This window comes from Thalassoglobus sp. (assembly GCF_048270125.1).
Classification (GTDB): Bacteria; Planctomycetota; Planctomycetia; order Planctomycetales; family Planctomycetaceae; genus Thalassoglobus.
Genome location: NZ_JBLWTN010000008.1, coordinates 165,327 through 185,177 on the forward strand (window position 1 = coordinate 165,327; position 19,851 = coordinate 185,177).

Annotated in this window: 12 protein-coding genes; 6 read left to right on the plus strand and 6 right to left on the minus strand. The window is 50.8% G+C overall.

All coding sequences use genetic code 11. The features are described from left to right. Nucleotides 1-307: 307 nt before the first annotated feature. Nucleotides 308-4,351 (plus strand): protein kinase domain-containing protein, encoded by a 4,044-nt coding sequence (locus ACN0YR_RS12105; RefSeq protein ID WP_417849486.1) that lies wholly within the window; start codon nt 308-310, stop codon nt 4,349-4,351. A gap of 63 nt (nt 4,352-4,414) precedes the next feature. Here the strand turns inward: ACN0YR_RS12105 and ACN0YR_RS12110 are convergent, their stop codons facing one another. Beyond that, the gene (locus ACN0YR_RS12110; protein ID WP_417849487.1) at nt 4,415-5,851 is read right to left on the minus strand and encodes a pectate lyase; all 1,437 of its coding nucleotides are present in this window, start codon (nt 5,849-5,851) and stop codon (nt 4,415-4,417) included. A gap of 104 nt (nt 5,852-5,955) precedes the next feature. Here ACN0YR_RS12110 and ACN0YR_RS12115 point away from each other — a divergent pair, with 104 nt between their 5' ends. Beyond that, a complete protein-coding gene (locus ACN0YR_RS12115) occupies nt 5,956-6,843 on the plus strand; it encodes a hypothetical protein (protein WP_417849488.1) in 888 nt (295 codons plus the stop codon). Between the two features lie 88 nt (nt 6,844-6,931). Here ACN0YR_RS12115 and ACN0YR_RS12120 read toward each other — a convergent pair whose 3' ends face one another. From ACN0YR_RS12120 to ACN0YR_RS12135, 4 genes are all read right to left on the minus strand, one after another. Next, entirely contained in the window at nt 6,932-8,284 is a 1,353-nt protein-coding gene (locus ACN0YR_RS12120) for a pyridoxal phosphate-dependent decarboxylase family protein (protein ID WP_417849489.1), read from the minus strand. A gap of 126 nt (nt 8,285-8,410) precedes the next feature. Continuing rightward, nucleotides 8,411-8,737, minus strand: a complete 327-nt coding sequence (locus ACN0YR_RS12125; protein ID WP_417849490.1) for an STAS domain-containing protein — start codon at nt 8,735-8,737, stop codon at nt 8,411-8,413. Between the two features lie 285 nt (nt 8,738-9,022). Then, nucleotides 9,023-11,641, minus strand: a complete 2,619-nt coding sequence (alaS, locus tag ACN0YR_RS12130; protein ID WP_417849491.1) for an alanine--tRNA ligase — start codon at nt 11,639-11,641, stop codon at nt 9,023-9,025. Between the two features lie 202 nt (nt 11,642-11,843). Next, on the minus strand, nt 11,844-13,457 hold the full coding sequence (locus tag ACN0YR_RS12135; RefSeq protein WP_417849492.1) for a sulfatase: 1,614 nt from the start codon (nt 13,455-13,457) through the stop codon (nt 11,844-11,846). A 511-nt stretch (nt 13,458-13,968) separates the two neighbouring features. Here ACN0YR_RS12135 and ACN0YR_RS12140 point away from each other — a divergent pair. From ACN0YR_RS12140 to ACN0YR_RS12155, 4 genes are all read left to right on the plus strand, one after another. After that, a complete protein-coding gene (locus ACN0YR_RS12140) occupies nt 13,969-14,853 on the plus strand; it encodes a B12-binding domain-containing protein (protein WP_417849493.1) in 885 nt (294 codons plus the stop codon). A gap of 52 nt (nt 14,854-14,905) precedes the next feature. Further along, on the plus strand, nt 14,906-15,784 hold the full coding sequence (nadC, locus tag ACN0YR_RS12145; RefSeq protein ID WP_417849494.1) for a carboxylating nicotinate-nucleotide diphosphorylase: 879 nt from the start codon (nt 14,906-14,908) through the stop codon (nt 15,782-15,784). A gap of 333 nt (nt 15,785-16,117) precedes the next feature. Further along, a complete protein-coding gene (locus ACN0YR_RS12150; RefSeq protein ID WP_417849495.1) occupies nt 16,118-17,197 on the plus strand; it encodes a CNNM domain-containing protein in 1,080 nt (359 codons plus the stop codon). 50 nt (nt 17,198-17,247) lie between these two features. Beyond that, nucleotides 17,248-18,777, plus strand: coding sequence for a N,N-dimethylformamidase beta subunit family domain-containing protein (locus tag ACN0YR_RS12155; RefSeq protein WP_417849496.1), 1,530 nt, complete (start codon nt 17,248-17,250; stop codon nt 18,775-18,777). A 217-nt stretch (nt 18,778-18,994) separates the two neighbouring features. Here ACN0YR_RS12155 and ACN0YR_RS12160 read toward each other — a convergent pair whose 3' ends face one another. After that, entirely contained in the window at nt 18,995-19,759 is a 765-nt protein-coding gene (locus tag ACN0YR_RS12160) for a PIG-L deacetylase family protein (RefSeq protein WP_417849497.1), read from the minus strand. Nucleotides 19,760-19,851 lie beyond the last annotated feature (92 nt).

A 19,851-nucleotide genomic window follows, 5' to 3' on the forward strand; every position in this document is an offset into this window, starting at 1 on the left:
GACTTGCATCTCGGTAATCACGATCACTGAGATGCCCCGCTATAATTGGTGAGAACAGGGCCATTTGATTGATGTTCCCGGCACAGGGGGACCGAGTCTCCGAACCCGTAAAAACGTCAATCGGCAAGGTCGCTTTCGGTTCTGGTGGCCTGATTTGCGTTCAAAAACGATCAACCCAGAGCGGAATGCGTCAGAATCGAAACTTCTGGATGAGAACTTGGCGACAACTGCGATCTTTTGATGTAGAATTGGGATAAGACGTCGCGTTGGTTCCCCTTCACTTTGCTCGGCCGCTTGCTGTTGCCTCATGACTTCAGACTCGCAATCGCTGACTTTCAAGCCCTCTGGACATGTTCAAGCTGATCTGAAAAAGCTTGGCAAGTACCGGATCGTCCGTCGAATCGGTGCTGGCGGGATGGGGACTGTCTATCTCGCTGAGGACACGCTTCTTGGCCGCACGGTGGCGCTGAAAGTCCTTCCCAAAGAACGGGCCGAAAATCCGATTCTCATCCGCCGCTTTCAATCTGAAGCGCGGGCCTCTGCGATGCTCACTCACGATAATATCGTCAGTGTTTTCGATGCCGATCAAGCTGATGGCTATCTTTATATCGCACTGGAGTTCGTGGACGGGATTGATCTTCATCAATGGATGAAAAAACGGGAACGTATCCCCGTAAAACGATCGATCAACATCATTAAGCAGGTTGCTGCTGCTCTTCAACATGCACATGAAAAGAAACTGGTTCACCGAGATATCAAACCAGCGAATATCATGATCGCCAAAGACGGGACCGTCAAACTGGCTGATATGGGTCTGGCCCGTTCCATCGATGAGACACTGGACACCACCATCACCCGGGCGGGAACAACCGTTGGCACCGTCGACTATATGTCACCGGAACAAGCTGCAAACAGTAAGCATGCCGATATTCGCAGCGATATCTATTCACTCGGCTGTACCTGGTTTCACATGCTGACGGGCTCCCCTCCTTATCCGGAAGGGGATCTCACCAATAAATTACGGGCACATTCGGAGAAGCCGATTCCCGATCCGCGAGACTTCAACGACAGCGTGAGTGAAGCGCTGGTTGCTGTCATTCACCGCATGATGTCCAAGAAGAAACAGGATCGCTACCAGACACCGGAAGAACTCCTGGACGATCTCAACAATACTCCCAATCTGGAAGCCGACTCGAACCAGCTCCTCGCGACACTTTTGGCTGAGGAGGACGACGATGAGATGATTTCGTCCAGCGAAGACGATGATTCCCTCGACTTTGTTATCCAGGAAGAGACTCAATCAAAACTTCTCAAGAAAAGTGATTACGCTCCCGCTCCATCCACGAGTTTCAATGTTCCTGAACAAGCCAGGGAGAACACGGAACAATCTGATGACAAGTCGGTAGACCAGCAGAAAAAACTGCCGCCGAAAAAATCTCAAAGTGATGAGGAGCCTGACGAGCCCGTCACACAGGAAGCCCCAATTCACCGTCAACCGCTCAGGCGTGTTCGCAGTGCAGAGGAACTTCACGAACCGGAGCCAATTCCCCAAACTTCACGCAAACGGAAGTCGGCCGACGAGAAAACGAAGGCTTCCAAATCGGACAGAAAAAAGTCTGCTAAGAAAAAGAATTCACAGCGACCCAAAGAACAAAACAAACCACAAACAATAAAAGATTCCTCGAAAGCGAACCCCGCGAAGAAGAAAAAAGCTGCATTGACCTCGAAGTCTCTCGACAATGAGTCCCGCCCTTCGAAGAAGTCTGCGCCAATTTCAATTTCGCTGGACTGGAAAAAGGCGGGGGGGATTCTTGTTGGGGTCGCGGGTGTGATCGCGTTGTTCTTCTGGGGCTATTCAAAGTTTGGCGGAGATTCCGGCATCCCGCTGGTGAATCCGTATGACGAAACCTCCGAGAACCACGCCTCGAAAAACTCGCAGGATCTCGCACTGCACGAAGCGGGGAATCCCTCAAAGTCGGAGAAAGATCGCAATCTTCAAAATCAATCTGAGAACTCGCAATCAACAGAAGATCGCAATGCTCAGCAAGGTCTTCCTCCACGTTGGGTGATTGCCGATCGAGAACGACCTAAGGACACCAATGCCGAAGCGTTCCGTGTCCAAAAAGGACAGAAAGGGCGTTCGACATTTTTGAATCTGAGTCAAGCACTTCAGTCCGTCGGTGATCGCCCTTGCGATATTGAGCTTCCTCAAGAACTATACGATGACCTTCAGCCGGTCAGTCTTTCGTTAAAAGAACGGCTCACGATCCGTGGTGGCGGAGAAGGCTCTGTTCTGATCTATCAGGCTGGCTTGCAGGAGAAAACGGAACTCCCGAAGCCATGGTTGCGAGTTGAAGGAGGGACTCTGGAACTCGTCGGGCTGAACTTCATGATTTCAAATTCGAGTGAACATCTGTTGGAATTTCTTCAGCTCGATGGGACTGATTTAGTACTCCGCGATTGCACATTTACTTCTCTCTCTGATGTCTCCACGACTCTCGCTGCGATTCAGGGGCAATCTTCAAATGGGAACCAAATTCTGATCGAAAATTGCCTGATTCGTGGAGACCATTTCTCCGCTGTGGATATCAAGCATGTCTCTTGCGAACTGTACTGCCACAATTCGTTGCTCATTTCAAAGAGCGATCCCCTCGTTCGCGTTGGGATCGGAACCGGGAAGGTCGACCAGCATCTTCAAATTTCAAATAGTACATTTTGTGGTGGGACCGCCGGAATTCAGTTTGTCAGTCAGGACCAAGGTCAACCAGCCGGGAACTGTCGCCTTGACTGGCAGCGATCCATTTCAATCGGGCAAGAGGCTCCGAGCGCCGCGATTCAACTCGTGAATATCCCTGCGAAAGAATCGGCGAAACAGGTTTCTCTGAAGACTCAACACGTTCTGTTTTTTAATCAGCCAGTGCTCACAGAAGTTGTCGTGGAGAAAGTCTCAGTCGAATCTGTATTGAATGCCAACAAATGGAAGACATTTTGGAAGACTGCTCTCCCCAGCAGCGATGTCATTGAAATTGAGCAAATGAGTGACTTGTTCAAAAATTCAGTTCTGGTCACCGCTGCCGATGTCAGCGAGCGATTGAAGAAATTCCTCGAACCTGGAACGGGTGAACGATCTCAGTTGGGTGTCGACTTCGAATCTGTGGCAACCATCGAACCGGTCGCTGTCGAACGTCAACAAGCACTGGAGAAAATTAGTCGTCAAATTGCTCAGCACAAGCTAATGACCTTTAAGGGGAAGACAGTCCGATTCGATATGAATCACGCAGATCGGCTCCCCAAGTTTCTTGCTAGCCCTGAATGTCCCGATGGAACAACCGTCGTATGTTTTGGAGCGGGTGTGCGGACATTTCCTCCTGTAACGTTGACAAACCGCAGCCTGAGAATCCGATTCGAACAAACTCCCGGAATCGCTCTCACGATTTCACCGAAATCAGCTGCTCAAGCGACACCGATGTTTCTGGTTGAGGGTGGGGAGCTACAACTCGAAGACGCTCGTATTGAATTGCGAGCCACAAACACAGACTCACCTTCTCCACTCTTTCTGGAAGTTCGTCAGGGAGGCAACGTGCAGATTGTTCGGTCCCAGATCTTTCAACTATTCAAAAAACCAAACCCGAGAACTCTGATAAGATTCGAGGCCAATTCGACCGCAAAGCACAATTTGATTTCGATTGAATCTTCGCTGCTCAGCAGTTCGGGACCACTCGTTTCGCTCGACGCCACCAATCAGTCACTCCGTTTCGTGGATTCGGTTCTGGTTTCAGGAGCTGACGCAATTACGATGAAGGGGGAGGCTTCGGTTGGTTTCATTGATGTCGAACAATCGACATTCAGCCATGCCAAAGCAGCCTTCGCGACAACAGGCTCGCAACAGCCGATTGTGGTTTCTGTCTCTGATTCCGTGTTCGCGCCATCGATTACCGATTCCAGCGAGTCTTCCGTTCTGAGGAGTGATTCGTTGAAGACGCTCCGGGCAAGCCTCCAGTGGTGGGAAGCTTCCTGTGCGTTTGCTCCGCAAATTCAAAATCCAATCTTGGTTCCCGATGAACACTTGCCTGGCTCTTTTCCAGTTGCCTGGAAAAGTTTCTGGGGACCTCATCATGTTGTGAACCCGCTATACGGACCACGGGCGATTATTTTTGACAAGAAAATCGGAGATGTCGACAAATTGGCTCCGCAGGATTTGCAGATCGCTGGCAGCAGCCAGTCTGCTGTCTGGTCTTCAACAGGAACCCCCATCGGGGCAACCATTTCAACGATTGGCCCGCAAGAGGCCGGGAAGGCTTCGGAAAAAAGTTCCAATCCTGGACGAGTCAACACGCCGAAAGGGTTTTGAGAACCGAGGCGAAAGAACTTTTCTCGGCATCAGCTCAACGTTCGTTGAACTCTTTTCAAAACGTCATTTTTTTGCTGCTGCGATGAAGTCCGCGAGCGTTAAGATGTTCCGCGTGTAGGTGCGAGTGTCGATGACTTTACTGACGCCATCGAAGTTCTTCATGCTTCCATCTTGAACCCAAGCTCCGCGTTGATCGAGTGAGCGGATCACTTCTGCTGTCCGCTTTGCCAGGCTCTCACTCATCTTCGGCGCTCTCACTGAGCGAATCAGGGATCTTTTGGAGGGGCCTTTGCTGCGCAAAGATTTGTATTGACTCTCCAGCCTGTCCAGTTTGGAGCCGACTTTGAAGCCGTAATGAGTCGGCAGGTCATCATCGGTGTAGACAAGTTTGTAATCGCGAGTGAAGTACAATGGTTTGTCGGTTCCCATTTCGTAAAAACGGGCCAGTTGACCATCTTTAAATTGAATGGAACGATAATACTCGAGAGCCCGGGGGATCGGTTTCAGAAATCGTTCTTCTCCAGTTTTATCGTACAACAGCAGCAGGACTTCCATCGCACCTTGCGACTCCAGCCCACTGATGGCGGGGGGCTCAAACTTTCGTGCCCATTTCGGTTGCATACGTTCATTATATTGCTGAGCCCACCCCGGTTGCGGTTCGGGAAGTTGGGCGAGAAGTAAAAATTCACCACCCCGTTTGGCTGCATCTAGCCATTGATCGTCCTGATAAATTTCGTGGGCGATCAGCATCAGTCGAATCAGGTCGGAAATGGTGTTGTCGTTGAGCGTGTAGAATTTCGAATAAGAAACCTTTTGGTATGTCCGGCTCCATGAGTCGGGAAAGCTTGCTTTGAGTTGGGCGTTTTCAACGTTTGGCGCATCGGCAGGAAATCGCTGTGGCCATGCTCCATTGGGGTACTGCGCATCAACAAAGGCGTTCAAGGCATACATCGCTGCTTCGTGAATTTGTTGATTCTTAAAGTCTAAAGCCTGATCGGTGAGCATTAAGCACTGAAGAGATGACTGCGATTTATTGTCATCGAAAGTGGAGTGATATTTTCGGTTCTTCGAGTCTGTTCGAGGATCGACACGATAGGCGTACCGAGGTCGCAAGTCTGGATCGAATTCGATGTTTTCTCCCCATCCCCCGGACTCAAGTTGACCACGAATCAGTCCGTCCGCCGTTTCCAGCATGGCCTCTTTGAAGACAGGCAAGTTGGTCAACTTCCAGGCGTGGACATATGCCATCCCTACCGCTCCTGTCGCTGGTGGTTCAATCCACGCTTCGAGAGGACCGACGCGTGTTTCGCCTTCTCGTTTTTTTAAATCGGAACTGACACGATAAACCGAACCTCCCTGAACTCCGACGTTCTTACGGTAGAAACGGACCGCCTTTTGGAGTGCCGCTTCCGCCTGCTCTCTCGAGGGAAAATCCTGAGCGTTGGCAGCGCTGGAACTCGACACAATCAGTACGAGAATCATGTGAAAAACGGACTTCATTGGTTTTCTCATCTTCTTTGATTACATTTCATTCGCCGTACACGTATCATCGCTCTTTGATCCATTGAGTCAACTTCATAACCTGTTCTTTAAGGCACGATGTCATGTCTGATGAATCCAATTCTCCCAGCGTAGCGACAACACCAGCGAAACCGAAACGAAATCCTGCGGAACGAATCTTCGTCTGGGGATTGATTGCGGTGATGGCCTTCTTCGTCTGCACCGAGGGAATCGCACGCTTTGGATACTCGATGACGCTGCCCAGGCTCCAAAAGCGAATCAATGAAGATGACGGGGCAGACCCGAGACCACTCACGGTTGAAGAGGCAGATACGCTCGTCTTTGGTTTTCCAACGAAGACTGTGGAAGGTCAAAAAGTCACATACCGCTGGAAAGGACTCCTCAAAGATTTTGGAGCTATTCACCTTCCGTACGACGAGGATAATATCGTTCTCACTTTAGTGACTGACGCCCCACCTGAAGTTGAAGAGAAAGTCGCAGCCACTGGTGAAGAGGAAGCAGGAAGCGATCCTTCGATCGAAGGGGCCCCGGCAGGAGCCGCACCGGCGGAAGGCGATGGCGATGAAGCAACCGGTCGCGAGGGTGGCGGACGAAACTTTGATCCAATGCAGCTTGATACCGATGGAGATGGAAAGCTTAGCAAGGAAGAAGCTCCCGAACGGATGCAGCAAATCTTTGATCGTATCGATACGAACGGCGATGGTTTTGCAGATGCTGAAGAATTCGCTGCCATGCGGGCTGCTCGCCAGAATCGAGGAAGCGAAGCCCCCGCAGCAGAAGGCAACGCTCCTGAAAAACCGAAGAAAGAATCTGAACCAGCCGGAGAGAAAAAGCCGGAACCAAAAGAAGACACAACCAAACCCGTTGAAGAAGCCCCTGCTGCTGAGAGCGCTCCTCCCAAGGCTGCGCCTGCCAAGCCAACTCCAGCTGAGACTGCCCCCGCTAAAACTACTCCGGCCGAAAGTGAATAGTTTCGGATGCGAGAGCATCTTGAGTGTCGGTCTTCCCGTTCGGTTTTGTGGTGAGCAGGCTATAGGATTGTGAAAGCGATCTTCGTGGTCATCCAAGAACGGTGCGGGAAATCTTGCCGAACAGCTCTAATATTCGCGGCATCCAGTCTTGGTGTTCCGGTTTCATGACACAAGCACGCAAGCAAGTCAGTTCGGATTGATCCCAGTTCTGGATGTCACTTTTTTCTTCAACGAGCTTTCTCGGCAGTGTGACAAGAGCAAAATGCAAATCGGCTTCTGCCGCGGCATCGAAAATTTCTCTCGCTTTCGCAGATGACTCGGAGGCACTTTCTGTACGAACGCTCCAGACAACGATATCGAGTTCTGGTGCGACAACGGGTGAGTAGAACTGAGACTGGCTGAGCCATTCGTAGAGCTCAATCGCTGCACTTCGACCAGACTCCAGGCCTGTTGGAAATTCACCATGTGGTTCTAACGGAAAACGTTGCAGCGTGGCCCAAAGTGCAACAGCAGCAGCACCTGCACGAGAACATTCGAGCGAAATCTCCCCAAGGTGAAGCTGGTCGCTCGTAAAGTATGTGTATGGAGAATCGTGCTTGTACACTCGCGCGACAGAGGGATCTTTAAAGAGGACGCACCCACACCCGTATGGCTGAAGTCCATGTTTGTGTGGATCAATGACGATGGAGTCAGCTCGGTGCATGAGCTCGTACTGACGCGTTGCGTACTCAGAAAGATTTCCCGCCAGTTTGAAGTACCCGCCGTAAGCGGAGTCGATATGAATTCGAAACTGGTACTGTTCCTGTAATGCAAGAATTTCTTCGAGCGGGTCAATGGCTCCGAGGCCGGTTGTCCCCAAGGTGACGACAACTGTTCCAACGGAATGTTTGTCGAGCACTTCTTGAAGGGCTGCAGTTCTCATGCGCCCCCGGGTGTCACTTTCAATAACCTGACAGTCGATTCCCAGAAGTGATGCACAACGTGAGTGTGTATAGTGAGCTTGGTCGGAGACCGCGATGAGCCGGCTTTCAGTCAGCTCTCGTGAAACCCACAACGCTTCCAGGTTTGCGACAGTCCCACCGCCGCATAGATGACCGAGTCCGTTTTTCCATCCGATCATCTCTGCGATTTGCTGAACGGCATCCTTTTCCATTTCCGAACTGGCACGTCCCCCATCGAGTGCATGGTTATTCGGATTGGTGCTCATCGCCAGTGTGTAGGCCAAGTGAGCAATCGGATGAGGAGGCTTCATCATTTGCCCCAGATACATGGGGTGCTGATACGGATAATTGTTGTGGAGTTTCGATGCGACTCGCTGCAGAATTGGATCAAGATCCTTGTGGTTTGATGAACTCTCCACTTCCGGAAGTGAGTCAAAACCAGACTTCCAGGTCGCAACTGCATGTTCGAGAATTTTGAGAGTCTCGTTGTCCAGATTCATGTTTGACTGGTCTTCACGTTACGTTTTCGGCATGTTTCGAATTGGTGTTCGGGTTTTGCCTCGTGGCGAGCAGTCTATGAAGTCATGGAAGTGAACTTCACGAGCAGGACAAGCGTTGAGGAGACTCTACTCCGAACCACGTACGTGAAGATAAGTAGAGAGTTGAGTGACGTCGAGGACATGCTGGATTTCTTTTGATGGATGATACAACTCAATATCAGTCCCGCTCTGTTTGATCGCGGTGAGCACTCCCAGAATCCAGCTGGAAATGAGCCCCACATCCATCAAATCGACAACCAGAACTTCACAATCATGATGGCGGATCATTCCGAGAAGCTGGTCTCGAACGGAGTCCGCATATAGCGGATTTTCGAGATGCTTTCCTTCAAACCCAATGACTGTGAGTCGGCCGGTTTTGTAAATGTGGAATAAATTCGAGGATGAAATGTCCATAGTATTGCCCGCAATTCAGGTTTGATTTGATGAACATTCATCACACAGGCGAGGCAGCAGGGCGAAGAACGATCATCAATGTCACTGATCAGTATGCCCACTGAATGACCAAAAACGCAAGAACTTCTTGTTGAGGTTCTTGCGTTTTTGAGTGACACGCTGAGTTTTGTCGAAGCAACTTCTTGGTTCGTTCAGTCTGATTTAACAGGTCGTCGACTCCAGAAGAATCGCCAACCAAGTGTGTCGACTGGCTGTTGAAATGTCTCGATACAGATTCGGTGGAACCTATTTGGCGAGAAGATTTTTGTAAATTTCAGCACCTTTCACCAAGGCTGAGTCAATCTTTGAAGCATCTTTTCCGCCTGCTTCTGCCAGGTCTGGGCGTCCTCCTCCTCCGCCACCGACGATCTTGGCAGCTTCTCGGACACAGTCGCCAGCTTTGACGCCTTGTTTCACAAGGTCCTTACTCACGGCAGCGAGTAAAGCAACTTTCCCGTCAATTTCGGCTCCCAGAAGGACTGCGATACTTTTTCCTTTTTGTCGCAACTGATCGGCATACTCACGGAGTGTTTCTCGATCAACATCTTTCAGGTGATGGCAAACAATTTTGGCGTCACCGACTTGTTCTGCACTTTCGAGAAGGTGGCTTACCGCATCTTTCACTGATGCTTTTGTGAATTGCGAAAGTTGTTGCTTCAAGGTTTTTAATTCATCCTGGAGCAGTGAGATTTTTCGTGGCAGGTCTTCAAACTGCGGAGCCTTTAGTTGTTGAGCGACTTCTTTGAGAAGCTCTTCCTGGTCGCGAATCCGTTCGAGTGCTTTCTTGCCGGTCGAAGCAACGATACGTCTCACCCCAGCAGCGACGTTTTCTTCTGACTCAATGCGAAAGACGCCGACCTGCCCGGTGTTCGTCAGGTGTGTTCCCCCGCACAATTCTTTGCTGTACTCGCCGATCGAGACCATGCGGACCCGGTCTGGGTATTTCTCACCAAACAGAGCCATCGCACCTTGAGCGCGTGCTTCTTTGATGTCCATGAATGTTGTCGAAACAGTCGAACCTTCAGAGATTCGGGAGTTAACAATGTCTTCGACCTGACGCAGCTCATCCGATGTCACGGCACCACCGTGAGAGAAGTCGAACCTCAAGTGGTCGTTCTCAACCTTGGAGCCACGTTGCATTGCGTGCTCGCCCAAGACGGTATGTAGTGCATGGTGCAGCAGGTGCGTTGCTGAGTGTGCCCGCTGAATTCCGTGGCGACGGTGAGATTCGACTTCTGCATGGACCGAGGAGTTCAAATGAACTTCTCCAGAACTCAACCGACCGCGATGAACAATAAGTCCGGCATGTTTCTGGGTGTCGAGAATTTCGATCTCCCCTTTACTGCTCTTTAGAACTCCCTGATCTCCAACCTGACCACCGGATTCACCATAGAACGGAGTCTGGTTCAGAAGCACATCGACGAGCGTGCCCGGTTGAGAAATGCTCTCGGCAGGTTTACCGTCCACGATCATCCCGACAACAATGGCGTCGGAACTGATTCCTTCGTAGGCCAGGAACTTGGTTTCTCCATGTTCCTGTTGAATTCCATCGAGTGGACCGGCAGCCATGACGCCCCAGGAAACATCTCCACCGCTTCGGCGACGATGGTTTTCTTCGGCAATCTTGAAGCCGTCCATGTCAATCGTCAATCCTTGATCGGCAGCCAGCGCCGAGGTGAGATCGAGAATGAACCCGTCTGTCTGATGAAGGTCGAAGACCTCTTTTCCGGGAAGCTCTTTCGCTCCGGAATTGTTGGCTTTATTAACGAGTTTTTCGTACTTGTGCAGTCCCCGATCGATGGTCCCGAGGAAGTGTTCCTCTTCTTCACGAATCGTATCCTGAACGTTTTCGACGGTCTGTTTGAGTTCCGGGTATGGAACAGACATTAAGTCGACGACAGTCGGAACGATTTCGTGCAGGAACGGTTCTTTATGACCAAGGAGATACCCTTCCAGAAACGCACGCCGAAGCAACAGGCGAATGATGTAGGCTTCCGCTTTGCTTCCCGGAGTTGCTCCTTCATGAATGGCAAATGTGCAAGCGCGAACGTGGTCGGAGATCCTTCGAATCGCCCGACCTTCTTTGGCAGTGAAATCGTACTTCGTGCCGATGACTTCACCCGCTGCGAGGCAGAGCGGTTTGAGAATGTCGATTTCGTAGTTGCTTTCGACACCCTGCAAGACTGCAGCAGTCCGCTCAAGTCCCATTCCGGTATCAATGTTCTGTTTCGGAAGTGGTCGCAAGTTGTCTGGAGGATCGCCAACGCGGTTGAACTGGGTGAAAACAAGGTTCCAGATTTCGACCTCTTTGCCGCCACTGGGGGGGTGATAGTAGATCTCGCTGCACGGTCCGCAGACACCGTCTGGACCTTTCGATGGAGCTTCTGCCGGCCAGAAGTTCTCATCTTCATCGAGCCGTTGAATTCGATCCTTCGGCAGACCGATCTCTTTTTCCCAGATGTTGAAGGCTTCGTCGTCGTCGAGGTAGACCGTCACACTCAACCGAGTCGGATCGAGCGCGAGCCAGTTGCTGTCGGTCAGAAATTCCCAGGCCCAATGAATCGCTTCCCGTTTGAAATAGTCTCCGAATGAGAAATTCCCGAGCATCTCGAAGAACGTATGGTGATAGGCGGTCACTCCGACATTACTGATGTCGCCGGTTCGCAGGCACTTCTGGCTGGTCGTGGCGCGGGTGAATTCCAGCGGACCGATTCCAAGAAATTGGTTCTTGAACTGGTTCATTCCTGCAGGTGTGAAAAGAACCGTTGGATCATCCTTGGGGACAAGAACATCGCTCGGTCGCCGAACACAGTCCTTGGATTCAAAGAAAGACAGATATGCTTCGCGAAGTTCGTTCGTATTCATTGTGAGTCTGTATTCAGGCGGCTAATTTTTTATTTAAGGTCGAGATGCTCGCATATCTTAGCGTCCTTCAATTCGATCCCAAGACCAAAGGGGCGAAAGAAACAGACGTTTGGAATTATCCCGGGGGCGTCCATCGAACTGCTGGGTGACGACCTGAACGAGTTCGATCTGCCCAAAGAGCTTTGAATGATGGACGGCTATTCTATCGCTTTCGACGTTTGAACGCATCGGTAAATGGAGGGGTGTCGTAGGTTGTTCCGTCTCCGGTCACACGGGGATCACCTGTCTGTCTCAGAACGCTGAAGAGCCGGGTTGACAGTTGCTCGCGAACTTTCGAGTAATCGGCATTTTCCGCAAGATTGTTCAGTTGATGTGGATCTTTCTTGATCTCATAAAGCTCTTCTTTTGGCCGTAATCCGAAGGCAATGTCCAGGTATTCCTGCATCTCAGGCTTGCCGAGTCCAAGGGTGATATAAGCTTTTGTGGGACTGGCGTCCAAGTCTCCGTAGGCTGCGAATGTGTTGTTGGCGAGTTCCTCGTACGTCGGCAGCGGTTCGACCGGCTTGCCGTAGCCGTTGCCATCCCCCATCGGATATCGCTCAGGCTTGAAATTGTGAATGTAGAGGAAGTCTTTTGTTCGAATCGCTCGCTGAGGGTATGGGAGGTTGCCTTCCCGAACGCTGGCAACATGCCGCTCTCGTCCGATGATGACCGCATCACGCGAAGCATCAACGAGACCCGATGAACCGGTTTTTAAAACTTTCAATAAGCTACGACCCGTCATCACTGCGGGAGGTTCGACTCCTGCTGCTTCAAGAATGGTCGGAGCAAGATCCGGGAGGCATACAAAATCTTCGACGACACGTCCGGCTGGGACATTCTTCCCCCAGCGAATCGCCAGTGGGACATGAGTCCCCAAGTCGTACAAATTGCACTTCCCGCGAGGAATTCCCGGGACACCATGATCTCCTGAGACGATCACGATTGTGTTTTCCAGCTCCCCCAGACGTTCAAGTTCGTCGATTAAGACCCCCAGACCATTGTCAAACGCCTGAACCTCACCCAGGTAGTCAGCGAAGTCCTCGCGGACAATGTGAACGTCCGGCAAGTACGGAGGAAGTTTTCCTTCGAGTTTGTCTGGATCAATCCCCCAGAGGGTTTTCCCGGAGCCCTTGGTCCACTTACGGTGACAGTTCGTCGGACCAAACCAGTAGCAAAACGGCTCATTCTTGTCGCGATCCTTCAGGAATGATGTGAAGTTTCCGCGCACTTCATCGTAGAGCGTTTGCTTGGCAGCTTCAGGGTTATCTGCCTCAGAGACAAACTGAGAGAATCGATTGAATTTGTTTCCGCTCTTGTTGTAGGCCGTTCGACGTGCTCCGTATGGAGCATTCGCGACCGTTCCCGGACTCCAGACTTTGTAGCTGTGTCCGATGTGATACCCTTCTTTCTCTAACAGCAACGGATAGGTCGGGATTGTTTCATCCCAAATGGCACCTTGCAGAATTGCCCCCCGTCCGGTTCTCCAGAAGTACTGACCTGAAAGCAAAGAGCTGCGACACGGGGTACACGAAGGAGCGTTCACAAATGCGTTTTTGAACAGGACTCCCTCTTTAGCGATTCGGTCAAAGTTTGGAGTTGCCACCAGATCGCTCGGTCCACCAGGTTCGAGTTTGGCATAGGCGCTGGCATAACGTCCCCAGTCGTCTGCAAATGCAAACACAATATTTGGTCGACTCGCAGCTTCCAGAGGACCAGCAAAAAGGACCCCAAAGAAGAGGGTGAGTAATAGCAATCGTTGAATGAGTGACTTCATAAGTGGAGACATCTTGCTTGAAATTGCTGGTTGAAAGTGCTTGCCAACTCTTAAGACCGACCTTCCTGCATCCGTACAATTGAAAGGAGTTCAGCTTGGATATATTGCGACTGAGAGTATAGATGATATCGTGCATGGCACAAATTTTCAGCGTTTTTTTCATGCGATCGTCGTTGAGGGGCTCTCTTTGGATCGAGAAGAAAAGCGATTTTCTCAGTATTTTAGAAGCCAGAATTATCGGTGGAGGTCGATTCGTCGCGAAACTGCTTTTAAGTTGACCGAGAAGTGTATGTGACAATTTCGAACTAAGGACTAGAATCGAAGGACTCAAGTGTTTCGACCAATTTTGGTTGATTCTCAAGAGTGACCAGAAGCAGTTCGACGAAGCTGTGAACAACTCTGTGGAGAATATTGCATTACCGAAATGAGCGTAATGAGCATTGTGCAACTCCGAACAACTCCGCTTCCGCGTAACCAACCGAACAATCAGACTCGAGAGTAATAAAAAACCGTGAAGGAACTCGTCTCACCCAGACAGGTCGCTCAGGCAATTGGCGCGAGTGAATCCTCTTTGAAACGCTGGTGCGATCAAGGAAAGATTCCGACGGTCTACACAGCAGGTGGACATCGTCGCATCCCGGTGAGTGGGGTTCTTACGTTCTTGAGAAAAGCTGGGATGGAGATTCGTAGTCCTGAGATCCTCGGACTGCCAGCTGCGACAACCGGCGGGGGAGAGCGGAAGCTTCACGAAGAACAGGCCCGCCTTCTGCAGGCTCTTGTTCGTGGAGAAGAAAGCGTTTGTGTTGAGGTGACTCTCAATCTGTACCTTGCGAATTATCCGATGAGTCTCATTTGTGACGAAGTGCTGGCGAAGGCTTTCGAGCAGATCGGCGAGAAGTGGGGGTGCGGAGATGTCGCGGTCTATCAAGAACGGCGTTCTTGTGAATTATGCCACCGTGTGATGCATGAACTCCGTCGATCTCTCCCTGAACTGCCAGTGGACGCCCCTATTGCTGTTGGCGGAACAATCGATGGTGATCCTTATACACTTGCTTCGGCGATGGCAGAACTCGTTCTCAGAGACTTGGGCTTTCGAGCTGCATCGCTCGGGAACATGCTCCCTTTCTCCTCGCTGGCTCATGCCTTGTGCGACACTCAGCCGAAACTCTTCTGGGTGAGTGTTTCAGCAATTCGTGATCTCGATCAGTTTCTCGAAGAGTTCGATCGCCTCTCGACACTCGCATTCGAAAATCAGGTGACTCTGGTCGTCGGAGGAAAGGCGTTGACTGATGACGTTCGAAAGCAAATGAAATACAGTGCATTTTGCGATAACTTCCAGCATCTGGCAGCCATCGCAAAACAAGTCGTCACCAACACATCACACGCAGGCGAATAAGCACTGCGAAGAAATTGATTTTCTAACAGCGTGAAAGTCGCTATTGCGAGCAATGCCTGAACTCTCCCCGACCGAACTGGACTCTGCCCGGAAATTGATCCAAGTTGCCTTCGCTGAAGATCTGGCGGATTCGGAAGATATCACAACGAACTCACTCGTTCCCGTGACCGCAACCGGGAGTATCAACGTTGTTTCAAGAGAGTCGGGAGTGTTGAGTGGCTGCGTGGTTGCCAAAGAAGTTTTTGAAATCTTTGATTCACAAATTCAATTTGAATCACTCCTTCATGACGGGGCGAAGTTGGAACCGGGGAGCGTGATCGCAAAAATTTCAGGGTCGATGCGTTCCATTCTCACAGCTGAGCGAACCGCATTGAATTTCCTCACTATGCTCAGCGGGACAGCGTCATTGACCCGGAAGTTCGTCGATGCCGTGGCGGGCACAGAAGCAAAAATCTTGGATACCCGGAAAACACTTCCGGGGATCAGAGAACTACAGAAATTCGCTGTGCGCTGCGGAGGCGGAACAAACCACCGCATGGGGCTGTTCGATGCTGTCCTCATTAAAGATAATCATCTCGCATGGTGGTCCGGTGATGGTGACAACACTCTTGCAAACGCTGTGGCATCCTCTCGAAAAATGGTTGCGTCAGAAGTGATTGTCGAGATTGAAGTCGACTCGCTCGATCAGTTCAGAGACGCAGTGCAGGGCGATCCCGATATCGTTTTGCTGGACAACATGACTCTCGAACAACTTCGGGAAGCCGTTCGCTTCCGCAATCAAAACAAGCCAGCAATCCAACTTGAAGCTTCCGGAGGTGTAACTCTGAACACAGTCGCCGACATCGCAGCGACCGGAGTTGACCGAATCAGCGTGGGGGCTCTCACGCATTCCGCAGTTGCCCTCGATATCGGCTTCGACTGGAGAATCTAGAACACGTTTCACCAGTATCATTGCTGTACGCCACGAGGCAGAACGCGAACACCAATTCGAAAATGGCTATAGCAGCGCCGTAATTCTTTATTTGCCGCGACGGCGACTTTGCTTATTCGCGAGATCTGATAGATCCAATTCGAAGAAACCGCTGAGGCGAATGCTTGAGTGGATTTCTTTGATTCGTTCTGAAGATGGGGCCATAACGGGTGACATTTTCGAGCTTAAAACAACAACGATTGAGTGAAGTCAATTTGACCGGTTGCGAAATGGATCAGGAGTTGCCATTCTCACAATTGTGAACGATTTAGGTTTCATTGATAACATCCGTCATTGGTTGAATTTTCCTATATGTACACTTTGTTGATACTGTATGCGCTCGTCGCTGTTGGATTCTCCTTTTTCTGTTCGATAGCTGAAGCAGTCCTGTTGAGTGTGACTCCTTCTTTTATCGCAACGCTGAAAGAGAAGGGGAAACCGTCCGCGACGTTGCTCGAAAAACTCAAGGGTAATGTGGATCGTCCGCTTGCTGCGATTCTCAGCTTGAATACCGTCGCACATACAGTGGGGGCCGCCGGTGTTGGTGCTGAAGCTGCGAAAATCTGGCAAACCGAACATGCCGGTGGACATGCAGTCGGCTGGGCCTCTGCGGTCATGACGCTCGTTATTCTGGTTCTCTCCGAAATCATTCCAAAAACAATTGGAGCCGTCTACTGGCGACCTCTAGCCGGTCCGATTGCCTACATGGTGAGCTGGTTGATCTTGATTTTATACCCGCTGGTTCTGCTCTCCGAGAAGTTAACTCAACTGATTGGTGGGAAAGATCGTGAAGGAATTATCACACGCGAAGAAGTTGCAGCGATGGCCCACATCAGTGCCCAGACGGGGCAAATCGAAGCCAGCGAATCCAGGATTCTGGCGAACTTGTTCAAGCTGCAAGTTTTGGTCGCGGAAGATGTGATGACGCCGCGAACGGTGATCCGTGCGTTTCCACAAGCATTGACCGTGAACGAAGTCGTGCAACAGTTCCCGATGCTTGCTGTCTCGCGAATTCCGATTTATGAAGCGGACATCGATAGCGTGACTGGCTTCGTTTTAAAGTCAGACATTTTGCTTGCACAAGCAAATGATAAAAAACAAACCACCCTCAAAGAGCTTGGTCGCGAGATCAAAAAAGTTGCCGCGTCGACCCCGCTCTCAGAACTTTTCGATCTTCTCCTGAACGAGCGAGCGCACATTGCGCTGGTTTTGGATCAGTACGGCGGAACCGATGGACTGGTCACGCTGGAGGATGTGATTGAAACGTTGCTCGGAATGGAGATTGTCGACGAAGCTGACAAAGCTGACGACATGCAAAAGCTGGCTCGCAAGCAATGGGAGAAACGCGCCGCAGCGATGGGACTCGAACCATAAAGAGGGGCAAGTCTAACCTCGCGGCAGAAATCGCTTACAAAAGCAAAGAGATGTTACCACGATCACAACAAAAAAACGGAACTGAAAAAATGCACCTGCGAATTTCTCTGTTCGTGATTTTCCTGTTACCATTTTGTTCGATTTGCGATGCTCAGAAAGTTCCATCGAAAATCGTCGCTGAGAATGCCAAGGCTGGCAGCCTTGACTGGCAATTAACGCGAGTTCGTCCTGATTCCGGGGGGTATCGTTCACCTGCAATTGAAGGATACTGCTCAAAACAAAGCGTTGCAGCTGGGGAATCCATCGATGTCATGATCTCGACCGATCCGCCATCGCCCTACAAGATCGAATTCTTTCGCATGGGGTACTATGACGGGCGTGGCGCTCGATTGATGAAGACCATTGATCGTCTCGACGGAATAACACAGCCGATCCCTGAGCCGGGAGAAAAGGCACTTCATGAATGCCAATGGGAAACCTCGACCACGCTGACGATCCCGGAAGACTGGTTGAGCGGAGTCTACCTGGGGCGGATGACAACACTCCCTGACAGTGAGCTGAAACCGTATTGGCAAAGCTACGTGGTCTTCGTTGTTAAAGATGACCGACCAGCGGATGTGTTATTTCAGGTTTCTGACAACACCTGGCAAGCTTACAACCGCTGGCCCAACAATTTCTCAGTCTACACCCATCCGAAAGGGGTACAAGGTCCGTGGGCAGATGTCAGCTTTGATCGACCATACGGAAAAGAAGCTCAATTTACGGGAGTCGTCGCTGACCCGTTGACGTTCGGATCGGGCGAGTTTTTGCCATTCGAGTTTCCATTGTCGTACTGGTTAGAAAAGCACGGTTACGACGTTTCATACTGCTCTAACAGCGACATGTTGACACCAGATCGAGGTCAGAAATGCAAAGTCTTTATCAGTATTGGACACGATGAGTATTGGGATATCCGGCAGTTCGAAAGCGTCACGAAAATGCGTGACTCCGGTGTGAATTTGCTGTTTTTGTCTGGAAACAGTGTTTGCTGGGTTTCGCCGTTTCGTGACTCCTCATCAGGCAATCCCAATCGTATTTTCTTTCGAGCAGGTCCTTACGGAGCACAGAACGACTATGCACTCGAGCGAATAGAACTGAATGGTCCGTTTCCGGAGCATGGTCCCGATGAAGGTCTTCTGATGGGTGTGCGAAATGTCAGACCAGTCAACGGCGGAGGGGACTGGATCATTACGAAACCTGATCACTGGATGTTTGAAGGAACAGGGGTGAAAAAAGGTGACAGAATTCCTGGTCTGATTGGCTGGGAATATCACGGGCAGCCTGCCGACATCCCGGGATTGGAAGTCGTCGCGGCGGGGACCGCCTTTCAGGGCGGCGTTAATCCGCAGCAATGGGCGGCGACAATTTACCCGGGACCAAAAGAGAACTTCGTCTTTAATGCCTCAACAATCTTTTGGGCGCAAGGCCTCTCGTCCCCACCAGGTCACGTTCTTCCCTGGTCACACTGGAGTCGGCCACATGGTCCCGATGAGCGGGTTCAAAAGATGACGCACAATTTGCTCAAGCGAGCAATCGAATAGACGCTTCGCGTGATCTCCCGGTTCATAGCTAACCAAGATCATATCTAAGAACCGGGTGATCAAAACGCGATCAAATTTCAGAGTGCGAGTGGCTGACGTCACGCGCTGAGTGGTCTCACGCAAATTCAAGAATGAACTTCAGATCCTGCCTTGAGGAGTGAGCGATTCTTCTTGTGGAAATTGTTATTCACGGAGACCCAACTCGGAGCATTCGAGATTATCGACTCAACGTTTCCAGCAGCAAATTGTCGTGTGGATAAGGATGCCCTTTGTGCTGGCGGAAGCCTTCGCCATATTCCGCGTTGACTTGCTCGCCACGCTTTTTCGCCCAGCGTTTGCAGCTATCGAGGTACTCATCCATCCCGTGTTGCTGCCGCAACCAGGCACGCTGGCTTTCGTGGCAGGCGAGCATGTCGATCTTCAGTTTAAAGGTCTCGGTCACATCAACGATGAAATCGTATGGTGTCGGCTCGCCGAACCAGTCAACACCCTCAATCGGATCGACGTAATACAGGTGCGGGATCTTTTTTGTAATCGGAGCCGGGTCCCATTGTTCGGTTGGATAGTTCGGAACCGAGGCTGCGAAACAGGCATCGCGTACCAGTTTACTCGTCATTTCGTGGTCGTTCATGTAGTCGACCGGGGGAGCCGTCAAGACAATATCTGGTCGAGCACGACGAACTGCTTCTGTGACACGTTTGCGACTGTCGTCATTGAATTCAATGCACAGGTCTTTGAATTCCAGGCACATGCATTCCGCCCCGAGCATCTCAGCTGCTTTTCGGGCTTCTGCACGGCGAACACGAGCGATTTCCTCCTGCCCCATCTCTGCGGAACCTTTATCGCCAGCGGTCATTGTGGCGATGACAATTTCACAGCCTTTGTCTTTAAGGATCGCGAGAGTTCCAGCGCACAAAATTTCAATATCATCCGGATGTGCATGAATCGCAAGAATTCGAGGGGGAGTCAGTTCGTTAGGCATCAATGAATTCCTTCAGCGGGCAGACGCTAGGTCGCTCTCATAATTATGGCTGTCGATCGCGAATTAAGGCAGATTGGCCAGATTCAACACGG